Source organism: Blautia ammoniilytica, assembly GCF_025566965.1.
Classification (GTDB): domain Bacteria; phylum Bacillota; class Clostridia; order Lachnospirales; family Lachnospiraceae; genus Blautia_A; species Blautia_A ammoniilytica.
The window spans coordinates 43,108-61,973 of record NZ_JAOQJL010000012.1 but is presented as its reverse complement, the minus strand read 5'-3'; the positions used below and the strand labels follow the sequence as shown (position 1 = coordinate 61,973).

General features: G+C 43.8%; 17 protein-coding genes, 4 tRNA genes and 1 riboswitch. Of the genes, 2 read left to right on the top strand and 19 right to left on the bottom strand.

Annotated elements, in window-relative coordinates:
• Nucleotides 1–30: 30 nt before the first annotated feature.
• From OCV61_RS07725 to OCV61_RS07685, 9 genes are all read right to left on the bottom strand, one after another.
• On the bottom strand, nt 31–933 hold the full coding sequence (locus tag OCV61_RS07725) for a diacylglycerol/lipid kinase family protein (protein WP_158421333.1): 903 nt from the start codon (nt 931–933) through the stop codon (nt 31–33).
• Nucleotides 934–1,039: 106 nt separating this feature from the next.
• Nucleotides 1,040–1,819: a tryptophan synthase subunit alpha gene (gene trpA / locus OCV61_RS07720; protein ID WP_158421332.1), complete on the bottom strand. Its 780-nt coding sequence runs from the start codon at nt 1,817–1,819 to the stop codon at nt 1,040–1,042.
• Complete coding sequence (trpB, locus tag OCV61_RS07715) at nt 1,812–2,996, bottom strand: tryptophan synthase subunit beta (protein ID WP_158421331.1); 1,185 nt, start codon at nt 2,994–2,996, stop codon at nt 1,812–1,814. The genes trpA and trpB overlap by 8 nt, the downstream gene beginning before the upstream one ends.
• A 42-nt stretch (nt 2,997–3,038) precedes the next feature.
• Nucleotides 3,039–3,644 carry a phosphoribosylanthranilate isomerase gene (locus OCV61_RS07710; protein WP_158421330.1) on the bottom strand — a complete coding sequence of 202 codons (606 nt, stop codon included), beginning with the start codon at nt 3,642–3,644 and terminating at the stop codon, nt 3,039–3,041.
• Nucleotides 3,632–4,432, bottom strand: a complete 801-nt coding sequence (gene trpC / locus OCV61_RS07705) for an indole-3-glycerol phosphate synthase TrpC (protein ID WP_158421329.1) — start codon at nt 4,430–4,432, stop codon at nt 3,632–3,634. Before trpC ends, OCV61_RS07710 begins: the two co-directional genes overlap by 13 nt.
• A gap of 16 nt (nt 4,433–4,448) precedes the next feature.
• A complete protein-coding gene (gene trpD / locus OCV61_RS07700) occupies nt 4,449–5,459 on the bottom strand; it encodes an anthranilate phosphoribosyltransferase (RefSeq protein WP_158421328.1) in 1,011 nt (336 codons plus the stop codon).
• A 50-nt stretch (nt 5,460–5,509) separates the two neighbouring features.
• Nucleotides 5,510–6,082: an anthranilate synthase component II gene (locus OCV61_RS07695; protein WP_158421327.1), complete on the bottom strand. Its 573-nt coding sequence runs from the start codon at nt 6,080–6,082 to the stop codon at nt 5,510–5,512.
• Nucleotides 6,079–7,566 carry an anthranilate synthase component I gene (gene trpE / locus OCV61_RS07690; RefSeq protein ID WP_158421326.1) on the bottom strand — a complete coding sequence of 496 codons (1,488 nt, stop codon included), beginning with the start codon at nt 7,564–7,566 and terminating at the stop codon, nt 6,079–6,081. The genes OCV61_RS07695 and trpE overlap by 4 nt, the downstream gene beginning before the upstream one ends.
• Before the next feature lie 428 nt (nt 7,567–7,994).
• Nucleotides 7,995–9,056 carry an NAD(P)-dependent alcohol dehydrogenase gene (locus OCV61_RS07685; protein WP_330382902.1) on the bottom strand — a complete coding sequence of 354 codons (1,062 nt, stop codon included), beginning with the start codon at nt 9,054–9,056 and terminating at the stop codon, nt 7,995–7,997.
• A 282-nt stretch (nt 9,057–9,338) separates the two neighbouring features.
• On the opposite strand from OCV61_RS07685, the gene OCV61_RS07680 reads away from it, so the two are divergent.
• A complete protein-coding gene (locus OCV61_RS07680; RefSeq protein ID WP_158421325.1) occupies nt 9,339–10,472 on the top strand; it encodes an ROK family transcriptional regulator in 1,134 nt (377 codons plus the stop codon).
• Between the two features lie 124 nt (nt 10,473–10,596).
• Here OCV61_RS07680 and OCV61_RS07675 read toward each other — a convergent pair.
• From OCV61_RS07675 to OCV61_RS07665, 3 genes are all read right to left on the bottom strand, one after another.
• Nucleotides 10,597–10,670: transfer RNA gene (locus tag OCV61_RS07675), tRNA-Met, on the bottom strand.
• Between the two features lie 26 nt (nt 10,671–10,696).
• Nucleotides 10,697–10,770, bottom strand: a tRNA-Met gene (locus OCV61_RS07670).
• A 15-nt stretch (nt 10,771–10,785) separates the two neighbouring features.
• A tRNA-Val gene (locus OCV61_RS07665) sits at nt 10,786–10,858 on the bottom strand.
• Nucleotides 10,859–11,064: 206 nt separating this feature from the next.
• On the opposite strand from OCV61_RS07665, the gene OCV61_RS07660 reads away from it, so the two are divergent.
• Nucleotides 11,065–11,137: transfer RNA gene (locus tag OCV61_RS07660), tRNA-Gly, on the top strand.
• Nucleotides 11,138–11,339: 202 nt separating this feature from the next.
• Here OCV61_RS07660 and OCV61_RS07655 read toward each other — a convergent pair.
• From OCV61_RS07655 to OCV61_RS07625, 7 genes are all read right to left on the bottom strand, one after another.
• Nucleotides 11,340–12,524 (bottom strand): phosphoribosylaminoimidazolecarboxamide formyltransferase, encoded by a 1,185-nt coding sequence (locus tag OCV61_RS07655; protein ID WP_158421324.1) that lies wholly within the window; start codon nt 12,522–12,524, stop codon nt 11,340–11,342.
• 22 nt (nt 12,525–12,546) lie between these two features.
• Nucleotides 12,547–13,260, bottom strand: coding sequence for an IMP cyclohydrolase (locus OCV61_RS07650; RefSeq protein WP_158421323.1), 714 nt, complete (start codon nt 13,258–13,260; stop codon nt 12,547–12,549).
• A 65-nt stretch (nt 13,261–13,325) separates the two neighbouring features.
• Nucleotides 13,326–13,408, bottom strand: a riboswitch (ZMP/ZTP riboswitch).
• Nucleotides 13,409–13,493: 85 nt separating this feature from the next.
• Nucleotides 13,494–14,267, bottom strand: coding sequence for a peptidoglycan recognition protein family protein (locus tag OCV61_RS07645; protein WP_158421322.1), 774 nt, complete (start codon nt 14,265–14,267; stop codon nt 13,494–13,496).
• A gap of 2 nt (nt 14,268–14,269) precedes the next feature.
• Nucleotides 14,270–15,727 (bottom strand): IMP dehydrogenase, encoded by a 1,458-nt coding sequence (gene guaB / locus OCV61_RS07640; RefSeq protein ID WP_158421321.1) that lies wholly within the window; start codon nt 15,725–15,727, stop codon nt 14,270–14,272.
• Between the two features lie 193 nt (nt 15,728–15,920).
• Complete coding sequence (locus tag OCV61_RS07635; RefSeq protein ID WP_158421320.1) at nt 15,921–16,427, bottom strand: DUF6106 family protein; 507 nt, start codon at nt 16,425–16,427, stop codon at nt 15,921–15,923.
• Between the two features lie 197 nt (nt 16,428–16,624).
• Nucleotides 16,625–18,247 carry a chaperonin GroEL gene (groL, locus tag OCV61_RS07630; RefSeq protein ID WP_158421319.1) on the bottom strand — a complete coding sequence of 541 codons (1,623 nt, stop codon included), beginning with the start codon at nt 18,245–18,247 and terminating at the stop codon, nt 16,625–16,627.
• A gap of 20 nt (nt 18,248–18,267) precedes the next feature.
• The gene (locus OCV61_RS07625; RefSeq protein WP_158421318.1) at nt 18,268–18,552 is read right to left on the bottom strand and encodes a co-chaperone GroES; all 285 of its coding nucleotides are present in this window, start codon (nt 18,550–18,552) and stop codon (nt 18,268–18,270) included.
• Nucleotides 18,553–18,866 lie beyond the last annotated feature (314 nt).

Genomic DNA, 18,866 nt, shown 5'->3' with positions numbered 1-18,866 from the left:
GTAACTGTTCAGTACCCTTTTCTCAGATCCTCAAGAATTCTTGGAACCTGTCAGATATAGGTTCAATGCTCTGTGCAGATTCCGGATCTCAACCTCCTTGTGATCTCCGCCGTATTCCCCGTCCAGCGTCCATGCCACAGCCTCATCTGACTGAATCCGGATCCTGCTTGTCTTAAAGGTATAGATCAGGTCTGAATTATCCTTACCGGACATCAGTCCTGCAATGATCTCCTGCATATCCATCGGATTCTTAGGCGTGGTGATCAAGGTCACCTCAAACAGGCCGTCATTCATATCCACATTTTTGCCGGTCAGATTCTTAAATCCTCCAACGGATCTGGAATTAGTGATCATCCCATACATAAAATCATCTTCAAAGATTTCATCCTCTGTTGTTACTTTCATATGGTAAGACTGAATATCAAACAGACGTTTGACCCCCTCCAGCAGATATGCCAGATGTCCCAGAATATTCTTCAGATCCTGGTCAGTCTCATAGGCCACATCCGTAAAAAGTCCAAATGCGGCAATATAAGTAAATGTCTGTTTATTAAACTTCCCGATATCACAGCGGTACACATTCTCTTCCATGATCATCTCTGCTGCAGCTACCATATTTTTGGGAATAAACAGGCTTCCTGCAAAATCATTGGTGCTTCCTGCCGGAATATATCCTACCGGAACCTTGCTTCCTGTCTCAACCAGTCCTGCAACCACCTCATCCAGTGTGCCATCGCCGCCGCTGCATACCACAAGATCCACCTTGTCTGCATACTTCCTGGTCATTTCATATGCATCTTTGGGGTATTGCGTCGCACGGATGACCACTTCATAACCACCCTTGTTAAAAATATCCACAATATCCATTAAAGCGGTTTTGATCTTGCCTTTTCCGGATTTTGGATTAAATACAAAAAAAAGTTTCTTCTCCAAGTTCAGGCCCTCTTTTTACATATTTTCTACATATTCATGTTATAATATAAAAAAAAGAGGGGAAAAAGTCAATCTTTTTGCCCTCTTTTTTGCTTTGCCCAATCTGCTATACGTTACGTACAGCATCTTTCATAGATTTCACATACTCCTTTACGTAAGGCACGCAGTCCTTTCCATACCTGGCACACAGCTTGACGATGGCAGAACCTACGATCGCACCGTCAGACTGTTCTGCCATTTTAGCTGCCTGCTGCGGCGTACTGATCCCAAAGCCTACCGCACAGGGAATCTGTTTTTCTGCTTTTACCAGCTGCACCATTGCCCCGATATCTGTGGTGATCTGGCTTCTTGTGCCGGTCACTCCAAGAGAAGATACGCAATATACAAAGCCTTCCGCCTCTTTTGCGATCATTGCGATCCTTTCGTGGGAAGTAGGTGCAATCAAGGAGATCAGATCTATTCCATATGCTTTGCACACGCTGTCAAATTCTTCCTTTTCTTCAAATGGTACATCCGGAAGGATCAGTCCGTCCATTCCGACTTCAGACGCTTTTTTGATAAATCTTTCAGTTCCATAGGAAAAAACCACATTTGCATAAGTCATAAACACCATAGGAATCCTGGTTTTCTTACGAATCCGAACCACCATATCAAAAACCTTGTCTGTTGTTACGCCTCCGCCTAATGCTCTTACATTGGCAGCCTGGATCACAGGCCCTTCTGCTGTTGGATCAGAAAATGGGATCCCAAGCTCGATCAAATCTGCCCCTGCCTCTTCCATTGCATATACGATCTGCTCTGTTACATCAAGGGATGGATCCCCGCAGGTAACAAAGGGAATAAATGCTTTTCCTTTACCAAATGCTGCTGCTATATTCTTATTCATGGATATCCTCCCCTCTGTATCTGGCAATTGCTGCACAATCCTTATCTCCACGTCCTGAAATCGTGATCACTACACACTGGTCTTTTCTCATGTCCGGTATGATCTTTCTTGCATAGGCCACTGCATGGGCACTTTCAATGGCGGGGATGATGCCCTCGATCCTGGAAAGATATTCAAAAGCATCCACTGCTTCATCATCTGTTACAGATACATACTGTGCTCTTCCTGTATCATACAGGTGGGCATGCTCAGGTCCGATCCCCGGATAATCCAGTCCAGCGGAAATGGAATACACCGGAGCGATCTGTCCATATTCATCCTGGCAGAAATATGACTTCATTCCATGGAAGATCCCCAGTTTTCCTGTTGCAATGGTAGCTGCAGTCTCTGCAGTATGGATACCCCGGCCTGCTGCCTCGCAGCCGATCAGCTGTACTTCCTTATCTTCAATAAAATGGTAAAAGGTACCGATTGCATTGGAGCCGCCGCCTACGCAGGCAAGCACAGCATCCGGAAGCTTTCCTTCCTTTTCCAGCATCTGCTCCTTAATTTCTTTGGAGATCACAGCCTGGAAATCACGTACAATGGTAGGGAAAGGATGGGGTCCCATTACAGAGCCAAGTACATAATGGGTATCTGCGATCCGGTTCGTCCACTCTCTCATGGTTTCAGAAACTGCATCCTTTAAGGTTGCTGTGCCGGAAGTTACAGGATGTACCTTTGCTCCCAGAAGCTTCATTTTGTATACATTTAATGCCTGTCTTTTGGTATCTTCCTCCCCCATGAAGACTTCACATTCCATCCCCATCAAGGCGGCTACAGTAGCTGTGGCCACTCCATGCTGCCCTGCACCTGTTTCTGCGATCACACGGGTTTTTCCCATTTTCTTTGCAAGAAGCACCTGCCCCAGCACATTGTTGATCTTGTGGGCTCCTGTATGGTTCAGATCCTCTCTTTTCAGATAAACCTTTGCACCACCCAGATCTTCTGTCATATGTGCTGCATAATAAAGTCTGGATGGACGGCCTGCATATTCATTAAAAAGCTCTGTTAATTCCCTGTTAAATTCCGGGTCATTCTTGTAATGCTCATAGGCCTCTTCCAGCTCCAGTACTGCATTCATCAGTGTTTCCGGAATGTACTGGCCTCCATGTATTCCAAATCTGCCTTTAGACATATTTCTTATCCTCCTGCTTGTATTTCAAAAGTTTTTGCCATTTTATAGCTTTCTCACCAGTTCTACTGCCTGTCTGATCTTTTCAGGATCTTTTTTTCCATTTGTTTCCACACTGCTGCTAAGATCCACAGCCCAGGGGCTTAAGTAATGCACAGCTTTTTCCAGGTTATCCACTCCAAGTCCTCCTGCAAGAAAATAAGGTCTGGAAATCCCCCCTGCCAGCATCCAGTCAAAGGTTTTCCCAGTGCCTCCGCTACCCTGATCCAGAAGGATATAATCTGCGCTGCTTGCTTTTGCCTTGGCAATATCTTCTTCCGTTTTTACAGAAAAAGCTTTAATCACCTTTTTTCCTGTCTCATCCTGCAGCTGCCGGATATAGGCTTCCTCTTCCTGCCCGTGAAGCTGTGCCATCTGGATCACCTTCTGATCTAAAAGGTCAGCCACCAGCACAAATGGTGCATTTACAAACACTCCAACTGCACAGATAGAAGGATCCAGCTGACGAATCAGCTTCTTTAACTCATCAGAAGTAATCGATCTTCTGCTTTTAGGGTATTCAACAATGAATCCGGCAAAATCAGGCTTGCAGCTGTTTACTGCCTGTATATCTTCCATAGTTCTTAAACCACAAATCTTTACTTTTGGCATAAGGGGCCCCCGTTTAAGTGTTCCAGTGCCTTTCTTTTATCCGGACTGCGCATCAGCGTTTCGCCGATCAATACAGCCTGAATATCATTTTCCCGAAGCCTGTGAATATCTTCGGAGGTACGGATCCCGCTTTCCGATACAAAAACAGCATCAACAGGTGCGATTTTCCGAAGCCGGATACTGTTCCCTGTATCCACCTGAAAGGTTTTCAGATCCCTGTTATTTACTCCAATGATCTTAGCCCCGCAATCCAAAGCACGCAGAACTTCTTTTTCATCGTGAGCTTCCACCAAAGCATCCATATGAAGCTCCTTTGTCAGCTGATAAAAGTTACGCAGCTTAACATCATCAAGAAGAGAACAGATCAAAAGCACTGCACTGGCTCCCAGTGCCTTTGCCTGATAGATCATATATTCATCCACTGTAAAATCCTTGCGAAGTACCGGTATGTTTATTTCTTCTGCGATTTTTTCAAGGTAACCGTTTTGTCCCATAAAATAGAAAGGCTCTGTAAGGCAGGAAACAGCACTTGCCCCTGCTGCCTCATATTCCTTTGCAATATCAAGCCAGGGAAACTCCGGGGCGATCAGCCCTTTAGATGGAGAAGCTTTTTTCACTTCACAGATATAAGACATTCCCTGTACTTTAAGTGCCTGTAAAAAACCAGGTTTTTCTTTATTTTCTGTTGTATGCTCTGCCCTATTACGCATCTCTTCCAGAGAACACTGTTTCTTTTCTTCCCGGATCCGCTCCTTTGTTTTTTCACCGATTTTCTCTAAAATATTCATAATTCCCAGTCTCTTTTCAATGATTAGTTTCGTATATAAATTCTCCCAGCTTCTTTACAGCAGCGCCGCTGTCGATCAGGCTTTCGGCCATCCTTACACCTTCTTCTATGGTTTTGGCCTTTCCGGTAATATACAGGGATGCACCTGCATTTAAGCATACTGCCTGACGCTTGGGCCCTTTTTCCCTGCCCTCCAGAATATCTCTGGTGATCTGTGCATTTTCCTCAGGAGTCCCCCCTGCCAGTTCTTCCTTCGCACAGCTGTTATACCCGAACTGCTCCGGCTGGATCTGATAAGACTGGAACCATCCATCACGGATCTCGCAGACAGTTGTAGGCGCACTCATGGAAATCTCGTCCAGCTTATCCTGTCCGTATACCACCATACCTTTTACAACACCCAGCTTAGCCATAACCTGTGCCAAAGGTTCAACCAATGTTTCATCATAAACGCCCATCAGTTCCATATTTGCACCTGCAGGATTGCTTAAAGGGCCAAGAATATTAAATACTGTGCGGATTCCCAATTCCTTTCGGATCGGTGCCACATACTTCATTGCAAAATGATAATTCTGTGCAAACAGGAAGCAGATATTGATCTTTTTCAGGATCCTTGCACTTTCTTCCGGCGAAACTGTGATCTTTACCCCTAATGCTTCCAGCACATCCGCTGCACCGGATTTGGAAGAAGCTGCCCGGTTTCCGTGTTTTGCCACTGGCACACCGCCTGCTGCGATCACCAGAGCTGAGGTAGTGGAAATATTAAAGGAGTTGGCACCGTCTCCACCAGTTCCTACGATCTCCAGTACATCCATATCATGGAGAAGCTTTACGCAATGAGCACGCATGCCTGCTGCCGATGCAGTGATCTCGTCAATGGTCTCTCCTTTCAGAGACAGGGCTGTAAGATATGCTGACATCTGTACAGGTGTTGCCTCTCCGCTCATGATCTCATTCATTACCGTTTCTGCTTCCTTATAAGTAAGATCCTCTTTTTTTGATAATTTGATAATCGCTTCTTTGATCATGGTTCATCCTCCTCGTTTTTTTGTCTGATGCTGTCCAGAAAATCTTGTTTTTATCTGATGCTGTCCAAAAAGTTTTCAATCATCTTTTTCCCATCCGGTGTCATCACAGATTCCGGATGAAACTGCACCCCAAACACAGGGTATTTTGTATGCTCCACAGCCATTACTTCCCCATCTTCAGACTTGGCAGTAACCCTTAATTCTTCTGGAAGGGTTTCTTCTTTTGCTGCCAGGGAGTGGTATCTGGCTGCCTTAAATACTTCAGGAAGTCCTGCGAACAAACGGTTCTCACAGGTCTGGATAATCTCTTTTTGTTTCCCATGCATCAATTCTTTTGCATAGGTTACAGTTCCTCCAAAGGCCTGACAAATGGCCTGATGCCCCAGACAAACACCCAGGATCGGGATTTTTCTTCCACAAGTACGGATCACCTCCACACATACTCCTGCATCCTCCGGTCTTCCGGGCCCCGGGGAAAGAACAATGGCCTCAGGCTTCATTTTCATGATTTCATCTACTGTGCATTCATCATTTCTGATCACCTTGATATCACTGTTTACAGAGCCGATCAGCTGGTATAAATTATAAGAAAAGCTGTCATAATTATCGATCAACAGGATCATTGGATTCCCTCCTCTGCCTGGGCAAGTGCACGAACCACCGCTTTTGCCTTATTTTTACATTCCATAAATTCCTTTTCAGGTACACTGTCTGCTACGATTCCTGCGCCGGACCGGATACAGATCTCGCCATTCTTTTTATACACAAGACGGATGGCAATACATACATCCAGATTTCCTGTAAAGTCCATGTATCCGATAGCGCCTCCGTATATACCACGTTTGCTTTTTTCCAGTTCATCAATGATCTGACAGGCACGGAATTTAGGTGCACCGGAAAGAGTTCCTGCCGGAAGGATGGCATCCACTGCATCCACTGCATCTTTGTCATCCCGGATCTGCCCGATCACAGTAGACCCCAGATGCATCACACAGGAATACCGCTCTACATCCAGATATTTTTCCACCTGCACAGTTCCGATCTTACTGATCTTTCCGATATCGTTTCTTCCCAGATCCACCAGCATATTATGCTCAGCCAGTTCCTTTTCATCTTTCAGAAGTTCTGCCTCCAATGCCAGGTCTTCTTCCCTGTCCTTTCCTCTTGGCCTGGTTCCGGCTAACGGGAAAGTACTAAGCTTGCCCTGATCCAGCTTCACCAGAGTTTCCGGAGATGCACCTGCGATTTCAATGTCGTCACTGGAAAAATAGAACATATAAGGAGATGGATTGGTTGCCCGCAGCACACGATAAGTATCAAACAGACTTCCTTCTGCCTTTGCCCTCATAGGATTGGACAGCACCACCTGGAAAATATCTCCTTCTTTAATATACTGCTTTGCTCTTTCTACGATCTGACAATATTCTTTTTCCGGAAGTTCAGGCTGGATTTCTGACAGCAAATGAATAGGAGGAAATTCCATTTTATCTTCCTTTTTGATCAGATCTGCCATGTCCTGCAGCTTCTTTTGGGCTTCCTGGTAAGAAATATCTATATTTTCCGTTTTTACCCCTGTGATAAGAAGCAGCTTTTGTCTGTAATGATCAAAGGCGATCACCTGGTCAAAAAGCATCAGATCCATATCCCTGAAATCCTGCTGTCCTTTAGATCCCAGCTTCAGTTTCGGTTCACTGTATCGGATATAGTCATAAGAAAAATATCCAACCAGGCCGCCGGTAAATGTAGGAAAGCCTTCTACTTTAGGACTTTTGTACTGATCCAGTACCTGCCGCAGGGTTTCTCCAGGATGAGTTACATGACAGATCTTCTCTTCCTGCTTTCCGTTTTCTCCGGTATGCCGGATCTTCATTTCACCCTCACTGCAGGTAATTTCCATCACCGGGTCATATCCAAGAAATGAATATCTGCCCCATGCTTCACTTTGGCTTGCACTTTCCAGAAGATAGCAGTGATGGCTTGCTTTTTTCAACATGCGCATCACTTCCACAGGTGTATACTTATCGGAAAATAATTCCCTGCATACCGGAATCCTTTTGTAGTCTCCCTGTGATGCCAGTTGTTTTACAGTTTCTAATGATGGATACATAGGAACACCTCCTGATCAGTTTTTGAATATGTGAATATCATCTGACAGCTCTGTCTGAAAGTATGTTTTCAGATATTTATGTAAATAAAAAACGCCCTTGACAGAATCTGCTTCTGTCAAGGACGAGTATCATTCACCCGCGGTGCCACCTTGATTTACGGACGGACCGTACACTTTGAGGAATACTATCATATTCCTGGCAACTGACGTATGCCTTCACGTCACAGAATACTTGGCCATTAATAAATGCCTTTCCCTGTGCCCTCTGCGGTCCATTTAACAGCCTGCATTCCACCCGGCTCTCACCTTCCCGGACTCTCTGTGCGCGCTGAGCTGTTTTTATCTCCGCTTCAACGGTTTATCTTGTTAAATTATTTTTTATAAATTACCATGATTTTGTTTCATTGTCAAGCATTTTGTTTCATTTTTCATTTAATTTTTACAACGGCTTTCACAAGATCTGTCTTGTTATGCACAGCTTCATCATAAGCATCCTGAATGTGCTCCAGATCAAACTCATGAGTAACAATACTCTTAACATTGATAGCACCGCTGGATACAGCTGCAATTGCTTTCGGATAAATATTCTTATAACGGAATACGGACTTGATAGTAATTTCCTTATCCATGATCTGTGCAAAATTAAAGCTGATCTCTTCCTGTGCGGAAATACCTACCAACGTAATAGTGCCACCTCTTCTTACAATAAACGGAGTCTGTGCTATGGTTACTGGTGAACCAGCAGTCTCAAATACCACATCAGCACCACGGCCATTTGTAAGCTCACGGATCTTTGCCAGTGCATCCTCCTTGCCACTGTTTATAACTGCAGTGGCACCAAGCTCCATAGCCTTATCCAGACGTGCCTGCACCAGATCTGCAACGATGATCTTACCGGCGCCGTGTGCCTTACATGCAAGCAGTGTTACAAGTCCGATACATCCTGATCCCAGGATCACTACAGTGTCTCCTGTCCCTACTGCCCCCTGCTCTGCCGCATAAAATCCTACAGATAATGGCTCGATCAATGCGCCTTCCTTTGTAGAAACGTTATCAGGAAGCTTAAAGCACATATCCTCAGGAAATGCCATATATTCTTCATTACATCCCTGTACTGGTGGCGTTGCAAGAAAAACCACATCCGGACATAGATTATAATGGCCAGATTTACAGAATTCACATTTTCCGCAGGTGATACCCGGTTCAAGTGCCACCTTGTCTCCTACTTTCAGGCTGGTAACATCCTTACCGATTTTTGCAATGGTTCCTGCACATTCATGTCCAAGCATGTAATCCTGGGAAAGATCTACCTTGTAAGCACCACAGCAGCCATTATGGTAATAATGTACATCAGATCCACAGATTCCCACATACTCTAGCGATACAAGAACTTCTTTATCTCCGATCTCCGGTACTGGAATCTCTTTTACAATCATCTTGTCTGTGCCTCTCATAAAAGCACCTTTCTGCATCATTTTTACATGACTCATATGTAAAACCCCCTTTTGCTTTTTAATAAAAGTATAGTATTGGCTTGCACTTATGTCAATAGTTTTATATAAGTTTTTTCTGTTTATAAGATTATTTTCGTATTCCATCTTAATATCTAAGTATTTTCGTATTCTTTTATAATTATTTTAATAAAAGTTTTTATTTAAGTTCTGGATTTTAAATATTATAAATGGTATAATGATGAAAATACAAAAGATCTGATTTGCCTATGGCTGCATAACTATGGACACAGGATCTGTTGTTAAAAAAGGAGTAAAACAATGGACGAATACCTGGCAAAATCAAAAACCTCCGGGGATATTTACCGATTATTATATTATGGAGCATCCTGTTCCAGGCAGGAGATTTCCCAGACTCTAGATATCAGTCTTCCCACCACTACCCGCTGTCTGAACAGCCTGTGCAATGCAGGGCTTGTAAAAAGTGCAGGAGAATCCCAGTCTACAGGTGGAAGAAAGGCAACCCTTTATGAATACGTTCCTCAAGCAAGATATGCAGCCGGAATTGACATCACTAGGAACCATCTTTCCATTGTTCTGGTAGATCTTGGCCTGAACATTCTGGATACCAGACGTCTGCGTATTCCCTTTGAAGCAAACGACCAGTATTTTTCAACTCTTGCCCGGGAATACGAAGATATGATCTCCCAGAATCTTCCTGACCGTTCCTGTCTTCTTGGCACCGGGATCTCTGTACCAGTACTGTTAGGGGATGACCACAAAACTATCAATTACGCTACCGTAATCCCTCTTCCATTTAATATTTACAGTATTTTATCCAGCTATATCCATGAGCCTTTTCTTTTTTTCAATGACTCCAATTCTGCAGGGCTTGCAGAAAGCTGGCGTGGGCATTATACCAGTTCCCTGATCTATCTTTCCCTTTCCAGCAGCGTAGGCGGTGCTTATATAAATGGACGGACTTTATACATAGGGGATCACAACCGGGGATGTGAATTTGGTCACATGGCCCTTATCCCTCATGGTAAGAAATGTTACTGTGGCAGTTATGGCTGTCTTGACGCTTATTGTACAGCAAACGCCCTTACAGATTTTACAGATGGGAATTTAAAAGAATTTTTTGATATCCTGAAAACAGGTAATAATCAGGGAATCCGAAATGTTTTCGACAGCTACCTGGACTATCTGGCTATTGCCGTAAATAATCTTAGAATGTGCTTTGACTGTAATATTATCCTTGGTGGTAATGTAGGTGCTTATATGGCTGATTACCTGGATCTGTTCCGCAAAAAAGCCATAAAGCTGAATCCTTTTGAAAATGATGGAAGCTTTATCCATGCCTGCCATTATCGTACAGAAGCATCAGCTGTAGGCGCAGCCATTTATTATATTGACCAGTTTGTAAAAAACTTCCCATATGAAATGCAAGGATGATACCAGTGTCAAAAGGCCTTTCATCCACATGAGCTTACTCATAAGTGGATGAAAGACCTTGGAACACTGGTATCCTATAAAGCAAAAAAACTGCAGATACACATGATCTGCAGTTCTCGTATAGTAGCGAGAGGGGGATTTGAACCCTCGACACCACGGGTATGAACCGTGTGCTCTAGCCAACTGAGCTATCTCGCCATATAAAATTGTTGGTGAATCACAAGTAGCGAGAGGGGGATTTGAACCCTCGACACCACGGGTATGAACCGTGTGCTCTAGCCAACTGAGCTATCTCGCCATATATTCATAAGTATGGGGCCTATAGGGCTCGAACCTATGACCCTCTGCTTGTAAGGCAGATGCTCTCCCAGCTGAGCTAAGACCCCATGTATCAAGCTGTAAAAAAGTATTCATCCCTGTCACAACTTGCTTTGCTATTATACTATCATATCCGTCACTTTGTCAACAACTTTTTTAAATTTTTTGAGTTTTTAAAATAATAAAAAAAATATAATTTTTCCAAAAAACCATTTGACAACCACTCATTTATATGGTAACATATGTCTTGTCCTTGAGACAAACAATAACAAATGCGATAGTGGCGTAGTTGGTAACGCGCGACCTTGCCAAGGTCGAGACCGCGGGTTCGAGCCCCGTCTATCGCTCTTGATGCCGGAAGATTTTTCTTCCGGTTTTTTTGTTTAGAATCTTCCAGTCAATTGCTGCATCCTGCGGAGCGTTTTTATACAAGGAAACATTATGGAGTAATTTCCTGTTACATAAAATAACAGCAAAACTTCCTGCTATACGCTAAGAAGTCCTGCTGTCTTATTACTATATTTATAGCTCTGCTTTCTTTAAAATCAATTAATGGTGGAACAGACGGATTCCGGTAAATGCCATAACCATTCCATAGCTGTCACAGGTAGCGATCACATCTGCATCTCTTACAGATCCACCAGGCTGTGCAATATACTTCACACCACTTTTATGTGCACGCTCAATATTGTCGCTGAATGGGAAGAATGCATCAGAACCAAGTGTTACATCTGTCATCTGATCCAGCCATGCACGTTTCTCCTGGGCTGTAAAAATCTCCGGTTTCTGTGTAAAGGTTTTCTCCCACTTACCGTCAGCCAGAACATCCATGTATTCCTCACCAATATACACATCAATGGCATTGTCTCGTTCTGCTCTTGAAATTTCCTTTTTAAAAGGCAGGTTCAGCACCTTCGGACTCTGACGAAGGAACCAGTTATCAGCCTTCTGTCCTGCCAGTCTTGTACAATGCACACGGGACTGCTGTCCTGCACCAACACCAATAGCCTGTCCGTCTTTTACGTAGCATACAGAATTGGACTGAGTATACTTCAAGACGATAAGAGCCACTTTCATATCTCTTTTTGCTTCTTCTGAAAGATCTTTCTTAGCAGTCACAATATTGGAGATCAGCTGATCGTCAATAGCCAGCTCCTGTCTTCCCTGTTCAAAAGTAACACCATATACCTGCTTATGTTCTACAGGTGCAGGCACAAAGTCCGGATCGATCTGGATCACATTGTAGTTGCCTTTTTTCTTCTGCTGAAGGATCTCCAATGCCTCCTGTGTATATCCAGGTGCGATCACACCGTCAGATACCTCTCTCTTGATCAAAAGGGCTGTATCTTTATCACACACATCAGAAAGGGAAATGAAATCTCCAAAGGATGACATACGGTCTGCACCTCTTGCTCTTGCATATGCACATGCCAGCGGTGAAAAGTTCTTCCAATCCATATCGTCTACCCAGTAGATCTTTGCAAGAGTCTCTGTCAGCGGAAGGCCAATGGAAGCCCCTGCAGGTGAAACATGCTTGAAAGATGTGGCAGCTGGGAGACCGGTAGCTTTCTTCAGATCGCATACCAGCTGCCATCCGTTAAATGCATCCAGAAAATTAATGTATCCAGGTCTTCCTGAAAGAACCTTGATTGGAAGTTCTGATCCATCCTCCATGTAAATCCTGGAAGGTTTCTGATTTGGGTTGCATCCATATTTTAACTCTAATTCTTTCATTATTGTCTCCTCCTTCTTCTGATTACTGATTCTTGTTTACGATCTTTGATACATAGCTGCCTGTTGCAATATCAATGTACCTTACAAACAGAGATACTTTGTTGTCAGGATTCAGGCTGTTCCACAACAACTCTGCAAATGCATCCATATCATCCGGGATGGCTACCAGCTTAGGCTCTCCTTCGAAGCTTGGAAGCGGATTCCCGTCGCACTTGTATGTGTGGATAAAATGTCCTTCTCCTGCTTTTGCATTTGAATAGGCAAAGGTATATCTGTTGCAAGAAGATGGATCCCCATTATTGCTTTTCAAAATAGACATTGCATAGCTGTAGGAACCATTTTCCACATGCATAACACCGGAAATACGAGGCGTATAGTTTGGTCCATCTGGCTCAAATTCTCTGCTGCGAAGGGACTGTTCAAATGTAAGCTGATGATCCATTCCCTCATAGATGGTATCTGTCTGATCACCATTTGTAACAATCGTCTTATTGCCCAGAACACGTACCGGAGCATAAATGATCAAACTTGGATCAACCAGTTTGGAAGGGTCAAAGGCCTGTGTACGGATCCCCTCTCCTTCTTCTACAAAAATACGGTTTCTGCTGTTTTCACTTCTGCCCATGATAAAATATGCTGTTACAGCCTTTGTTCCATCTGCAGACCGTCCGATCACGATCCCTCTGCCAGGATAAGAATTTTCTTTCAGTTCTTTTTCCAGTGACAACATTTCCATAATCTTTGCTCCTTTGCTTTACCTTTTCTCTTTTTTGTGTACAAAAAACCTGGGAAGCCCTCTTACCAGGCTGCCCAGGCGGTCGACATTTTCATATACTGCACTCCCTGTAGGTTTGCCCTACGATCCGCCAGTTGTGCAGCTCTTTTTTACTATACAATAGATTTTTCCTATTTTCAAGCCCCCAAAAATATTTGGTGTTGAAAAACCTATTCACGCGCCAAGTCTCGCGGCTACTCGACTTGAACCGCCTGAATGCGAGCCTGTATATCAGCCTTCATCTGCTCCCAGGCCTGAGGATTATCCACATAATATTTAGGGCATTCTTTCCCTGTTACATCATAATGCCGGATCACTGCATCCTGATCCAGTCCAAAACGCACACAAAGCCAGGCTGCCAGTTTTACGCAAGATTCATAAGTGGTATCATTAAACTTCCCGGTCTCGTCTGGATGGCAGCACTCAATAGACAAAGTGTCTACGTTCCTGGAATTGGTGGCATAGGACATCTCAAAAGATGGAATACACTGGATCACCTCGCCCTCCAGTCCAATCACAAAATGGCTGCTTACCTTTGTCTCATGGGTCCAGGACAGATTCTCAAAATAATCCCTGTTGTCCTGTGCAGAGGCTCCCGGATTAGCTGTATAATGAATGGCAATATAATTAACCTGTGCAATGGGCAGCTGCGGCCTGGAATACTCATTAGGGGTAAGCAGCTGCACATCAATATACGGTGCTCCCTGTTCCTGCCACTGCTGAGGGCCATCGGAAGTACCCTCTGCACTGGATGCATTCTGACTGGTCATTTCCTCTGACTGATCTGCTGTATACTTTCTGTTGATCAGCCAGATCATGCAGACAAGGATCAGCAGTAAAAGGCTGCACGCAAGGATCAGCCGCCGGTTACGCTGCCGTATCCGCTGCCTTTTTCCAGGTATTGTTCTTTTCTCTTTATGTAAATCAGGCCGCCTTGGAAAAGACGGCCTGGGAGATTTATCTGTCATATTTATTTATCATCTACACTGTAGTTCGGTGCTTCCTTTGTGATGTGGATATCATGAGGATGAGACTCTTTCAGAGATGCAGCGGAGATCTTAACAAATCTGCCGGTTGTCTTCAGTATCTCAATATTCTCAGCACCACAGTATCCCATACCTGAACGAAGGCCGCCCATTAACTGGAATACAGTATCCTCCAAATGACCCTTGTATGCTACACGGCCCTCAACACCTTCAGGAACAAGCTTCTTGGCATTCTCCTGGAAATAACGATCCTTGCTGCCGTTCTCCATAGCTGCAATAGATCCCATACCGCGATATACCTTGTACTTTCTTCCCTGATATAATTCAAATGTTCCCGGACTCTCATCGCATCCTGCGAACATGCTTCCCATCATACACACATTAGCACCTGCTGCGATCGCCTTAGTAATATCACCGGAATACTTAATACCACCATCTGCAATGATAGGGATATCATAACGGCTTGCCACTTCGTAGCAGTCCATAACTGCTGTGATCTGCGGAACACCAATACCAGCAACCACACGGGTAGTACAAATAGATCCAGGTCCGATACCAACTTTAACAGCATCCACTCCTGCATCGATCAGAGCCTTTGTAGCTGCTCCTGTAGCTACATTCCCTGCGATCACCTGAAGCTCCGGATATGCTGCCTTGATCTCCCGAACAGCACGGAGGATATTCTCAGAATGGCCGTGGGCTGAATCGATCACGATCACATCTACGTTAGCTGCAACCAGTGCCTCTACACGTGCAAGTACATTAGCTGTAATACCTACAGCTGCACCACAGAGCAGACGTCCCTGGGAATCCTTCGCTGCCAGCGGATATTTGATCTGCTTCTCAATATCCTTAATAGTGATCAGTCCCTTTAAGTTGAAGTCATCATCAACAATGGGAAGCTTCTCTTTACGGGACTTGGCAAGAATCTTCTTTGCATCTTCAAGAGTGATCCCTTCTTTTGCAGTGATCAGTCCTTCAGAAGTCATGCATTCTTTAATCTTCTTGGAAAAGTCTGTCTCAAACTTAAGGTCACGGTTGGTAATGATACCTACCAGCTTTCTGCCTTCTGTGATCGGAACACCTGAAATACGGAATTTTGCCATCAGGTCGTTGGCATCCTTCAATGTGTGCTCTGGGGACAAATAGAATGGGTCTGTGATAACGCCGTTCTCGGAACGCTTAACTTTATCTACCTCATCAGCCTGCGCCTCGATAGACATATTCTTGTGAATAATACCAATACCACCCTGTCTGGCCATGGCAATCGCCATTCTGTGCTCTGTAACGGTATCCATACCTGCACTCATCAGCGGTATGTTTAATTTTACTTTCTTGGTCAGATACGTGGTTACATCAACCTGATTCGGAATTACCTTTGAATACGCCGGAACTAAAAGAACATCGTCAAATGTAATGCCCTCTCCAATGATAGTACCCATTGCATTTCCTCCCTTGTTAAATGTTTTGTGTTTTATTTTTTATGTATTGTTCCATAGTTTAGCAAAAAAAATAATCAGTGTCAATACCGGGTTAGCCTTAAAAGTTCTTAGCATGACACACTGGGTCAGGCCGGAAAAACCTTGCCATGACACACTGGGTCAGGCCAAAAAGACCTTGTCACAACCTGTTTACTCAGTCCAGAAAGACCTTGCTTGGCGCACTGCTCCGAATCGCCTGGATCATCTTCTCATCCGGCTCCAGGATCACTTTGCAGGACTCTCCATTATCTCTGATGATCATGGCAAAACGCTTGTGCTCAGCATTTCCAGAAGAAAAATCGTACACCTTCATCTTCTGGTTATTGTTGTAATAATCCATCCTGTGGGAGGTAAGGGGAGCTACCAGATCTGCATTCTTAATATCCAGATTTTTAACTCTTTTTCTCTTGGATTTGGCCATGATCTTGTCAATGTCCAGTTCACCGTTCACATAAAGATACTCATACTCCAGGTCTGTCCTTGGAAACAGTATAAAATACCCTGCCAGACCAAGAACCAGTGCCAGAAGCAGAGCAAAGGGTGTGATAAACAAACCTGCCACAACAAAAAGTGCCGTAAATCCTATCACTGCGATCCGGACTGCAGAATCCGCTGCTGTGCGCTCTTTCTTTACCAGATGCTCCTGATATAAGTCACTCATAACATCTTCTCCTATTTCTTTTTTTGTTTTTAATTTTTGTAATTGTCAGAAAGCTCAATTCAAGTGAGCAGCTTCCAGTACATCTTCTACTATTCCTGACATTTTTTTCAGTATATCACAAAACAGGGCCAGCGTCTATGACGCCGACCCCAATTTATACTTTCTTTATGATGTGCCTCTTTATAATGTGGCTGGGATTACATCATACCCATTCCCTGTCCGCCAGCCGGTACTGCCGGTGCATCTTCTTTGATGTTTGCAACAACAGACTCTGTTGTAAGCAGTGTAGATGCAACGCTTGTAGCGTTCTGAAGGGCACTTCTGGTAACTTTTGCAGGATCAAGGATACCTGCACTAACCATATCCACATATTTTTCATTCAGAGCATCAAAACCAATTCCTGGCTCAGACTCTTTTACTTTATTGATGATCACGGATCCCTCAAGTCCTGCATTTGCAGAAATACGGAACAGAGGAGCCTCCAGTGCTTTCAGGATGATGTTGGCACCGGTCTTCTCATCTCCCTCAAGAGATGCAGCCAGCTCACCAACCTCTTTGGTAGCATGGATGTAAGCAGAACCGCCACCTGCGATAATGCCTTCCTCAACAGCTGCTCTTGTAGCTGCCAGGGCGTCTTCCATACGAAGTTTTGCTTCTTTCATCTCTGTCTCAGTTGCAGCACCAACACGGATCACAGCTACACCGCCAGACAGTTTTGCAAGTCTTTCCTGAAGCTTCTCTCTGTCGAAATCAGATTTTGTCTCCTCAATCTGAGCACGGATCTGTGCAACACGGTTTGCAATATCTTCTTTCTTTCCAAGACCGTCAACGATAACGGTATTCTCTTTTGCAACTTTAACGGATTTTGCACGGCCTAACTGAGCCATTGTAGCATCCTTCAGTTCCAGACCAACCTCATCAGAGATCACTGTACCGCCTGTAAGGATTGCAATATCCTGAAGCATTTCTTTTCTTCTGTCACCATAGCCAGGAGCTTTAACAGCCACTACCTGGAAGGTTCCTCTTAATTTGTTTACGATCAGAGTAGTAAGAGCCTCACCCTCAACATCCTCTGCAATGATCAGAAGCTTTGCTCCAGCCTGAACGATCTGCTCCAGAAGCGGAAGAACTTCCTGGATATTGCTGATCTTCTTATCTGTGATCAGGATATATGGATCTTCCAGTGTTGCTTCCATTTTCTCCATATCTGTGGACATATATGCTGAAATATATCCACGGTCAAACTGCATACCTTCTACCAGGTCAAGCTCTGTATGCATAGTCTTGGATTCTTCTACAGTGATAACACCATCATTGGAAACCTTCTCCATAGCATCAGCTACCAGCTTACCAACCTCTTCATCACTTGCAGAAATTGCTGCTACATTTGCGATCTGGGATTTGCCGCTTACTTTCTGGCTCATCTTCTTGATTGCTTCTACAGCAACATCTGTAGCTTTCTTCATACCTTTTCTCATAATGATCGGGTTTGCACCTGCTGCCAGGTTTCTCATTCCCTCATGTACCATTGCCTGAGCAAGTACTGTAGCAGTTGTAGTACCATCACCTGCAACATCGTTGGTTTTGGATGCTACTTCTTTAATCAGCTGTGCACCCATATTTTCAAATGCATCCTCAAGCTCAATCTCTTTCGCAATGGTAACACCATCGTTAGTGATCAGCGGAGCACCGAACTGTTTATCAAGAACTACGTTTCTTCCTTTCGGTCCAAGTGTTACTCTTACTGCATCAGCTAATTTATTCACACCAGCTTCAAGTGCTGCTCTGGCTTCTGCGCCATATTTAATCTCTTTTGCCATGATCATCAATCCTCCTGTTTTTATTTAATAACAGCTAAAATATCGCCCTGTTTTACAACAATATATTCTTCGTTTTCAAGTTTCACTTCTGTTCCTGCATATTTGGAGTAGATAACCTTATCTCCTACAGCAACTTCCATTTTTACTTCTTTGCCATCAACAACGCCGCCAGGACCTACAGCAATAACCTCTGCCTGCTGTGGTTTTTCCTGTGCCTGACCAGGAAGAACAATACCGGACTTTGTAGTTTCTTCTGCTTCTAACTGTTTTAATACAACCCTGTCACCTAATGGTACTAACTTCATGATTTATGTCCTCCTTTATTATTGCAATGCTCTTCATTTCTAATTTGCTAGCACTCAATTAATATGAGTGCTAATCACTGTCCCTATATTATTGAATTTATCGCTTTTCTGCAACTCTTTTCACGCTTATAGATTACAGTGTATTCTTTTAAAATCTTATTTATTCTTTATTTTTCTCTTGTTTTCTAATTTTTTTATTTTTATAAAAAAATGATGTAAACATAGCAGCAAGAGAAACAGCCAGCAAGCCAAGCCAGAATCCTACAGGTACAGTATACACAAAGCCCATCATTGCGATGCATTTTTAGCAATAA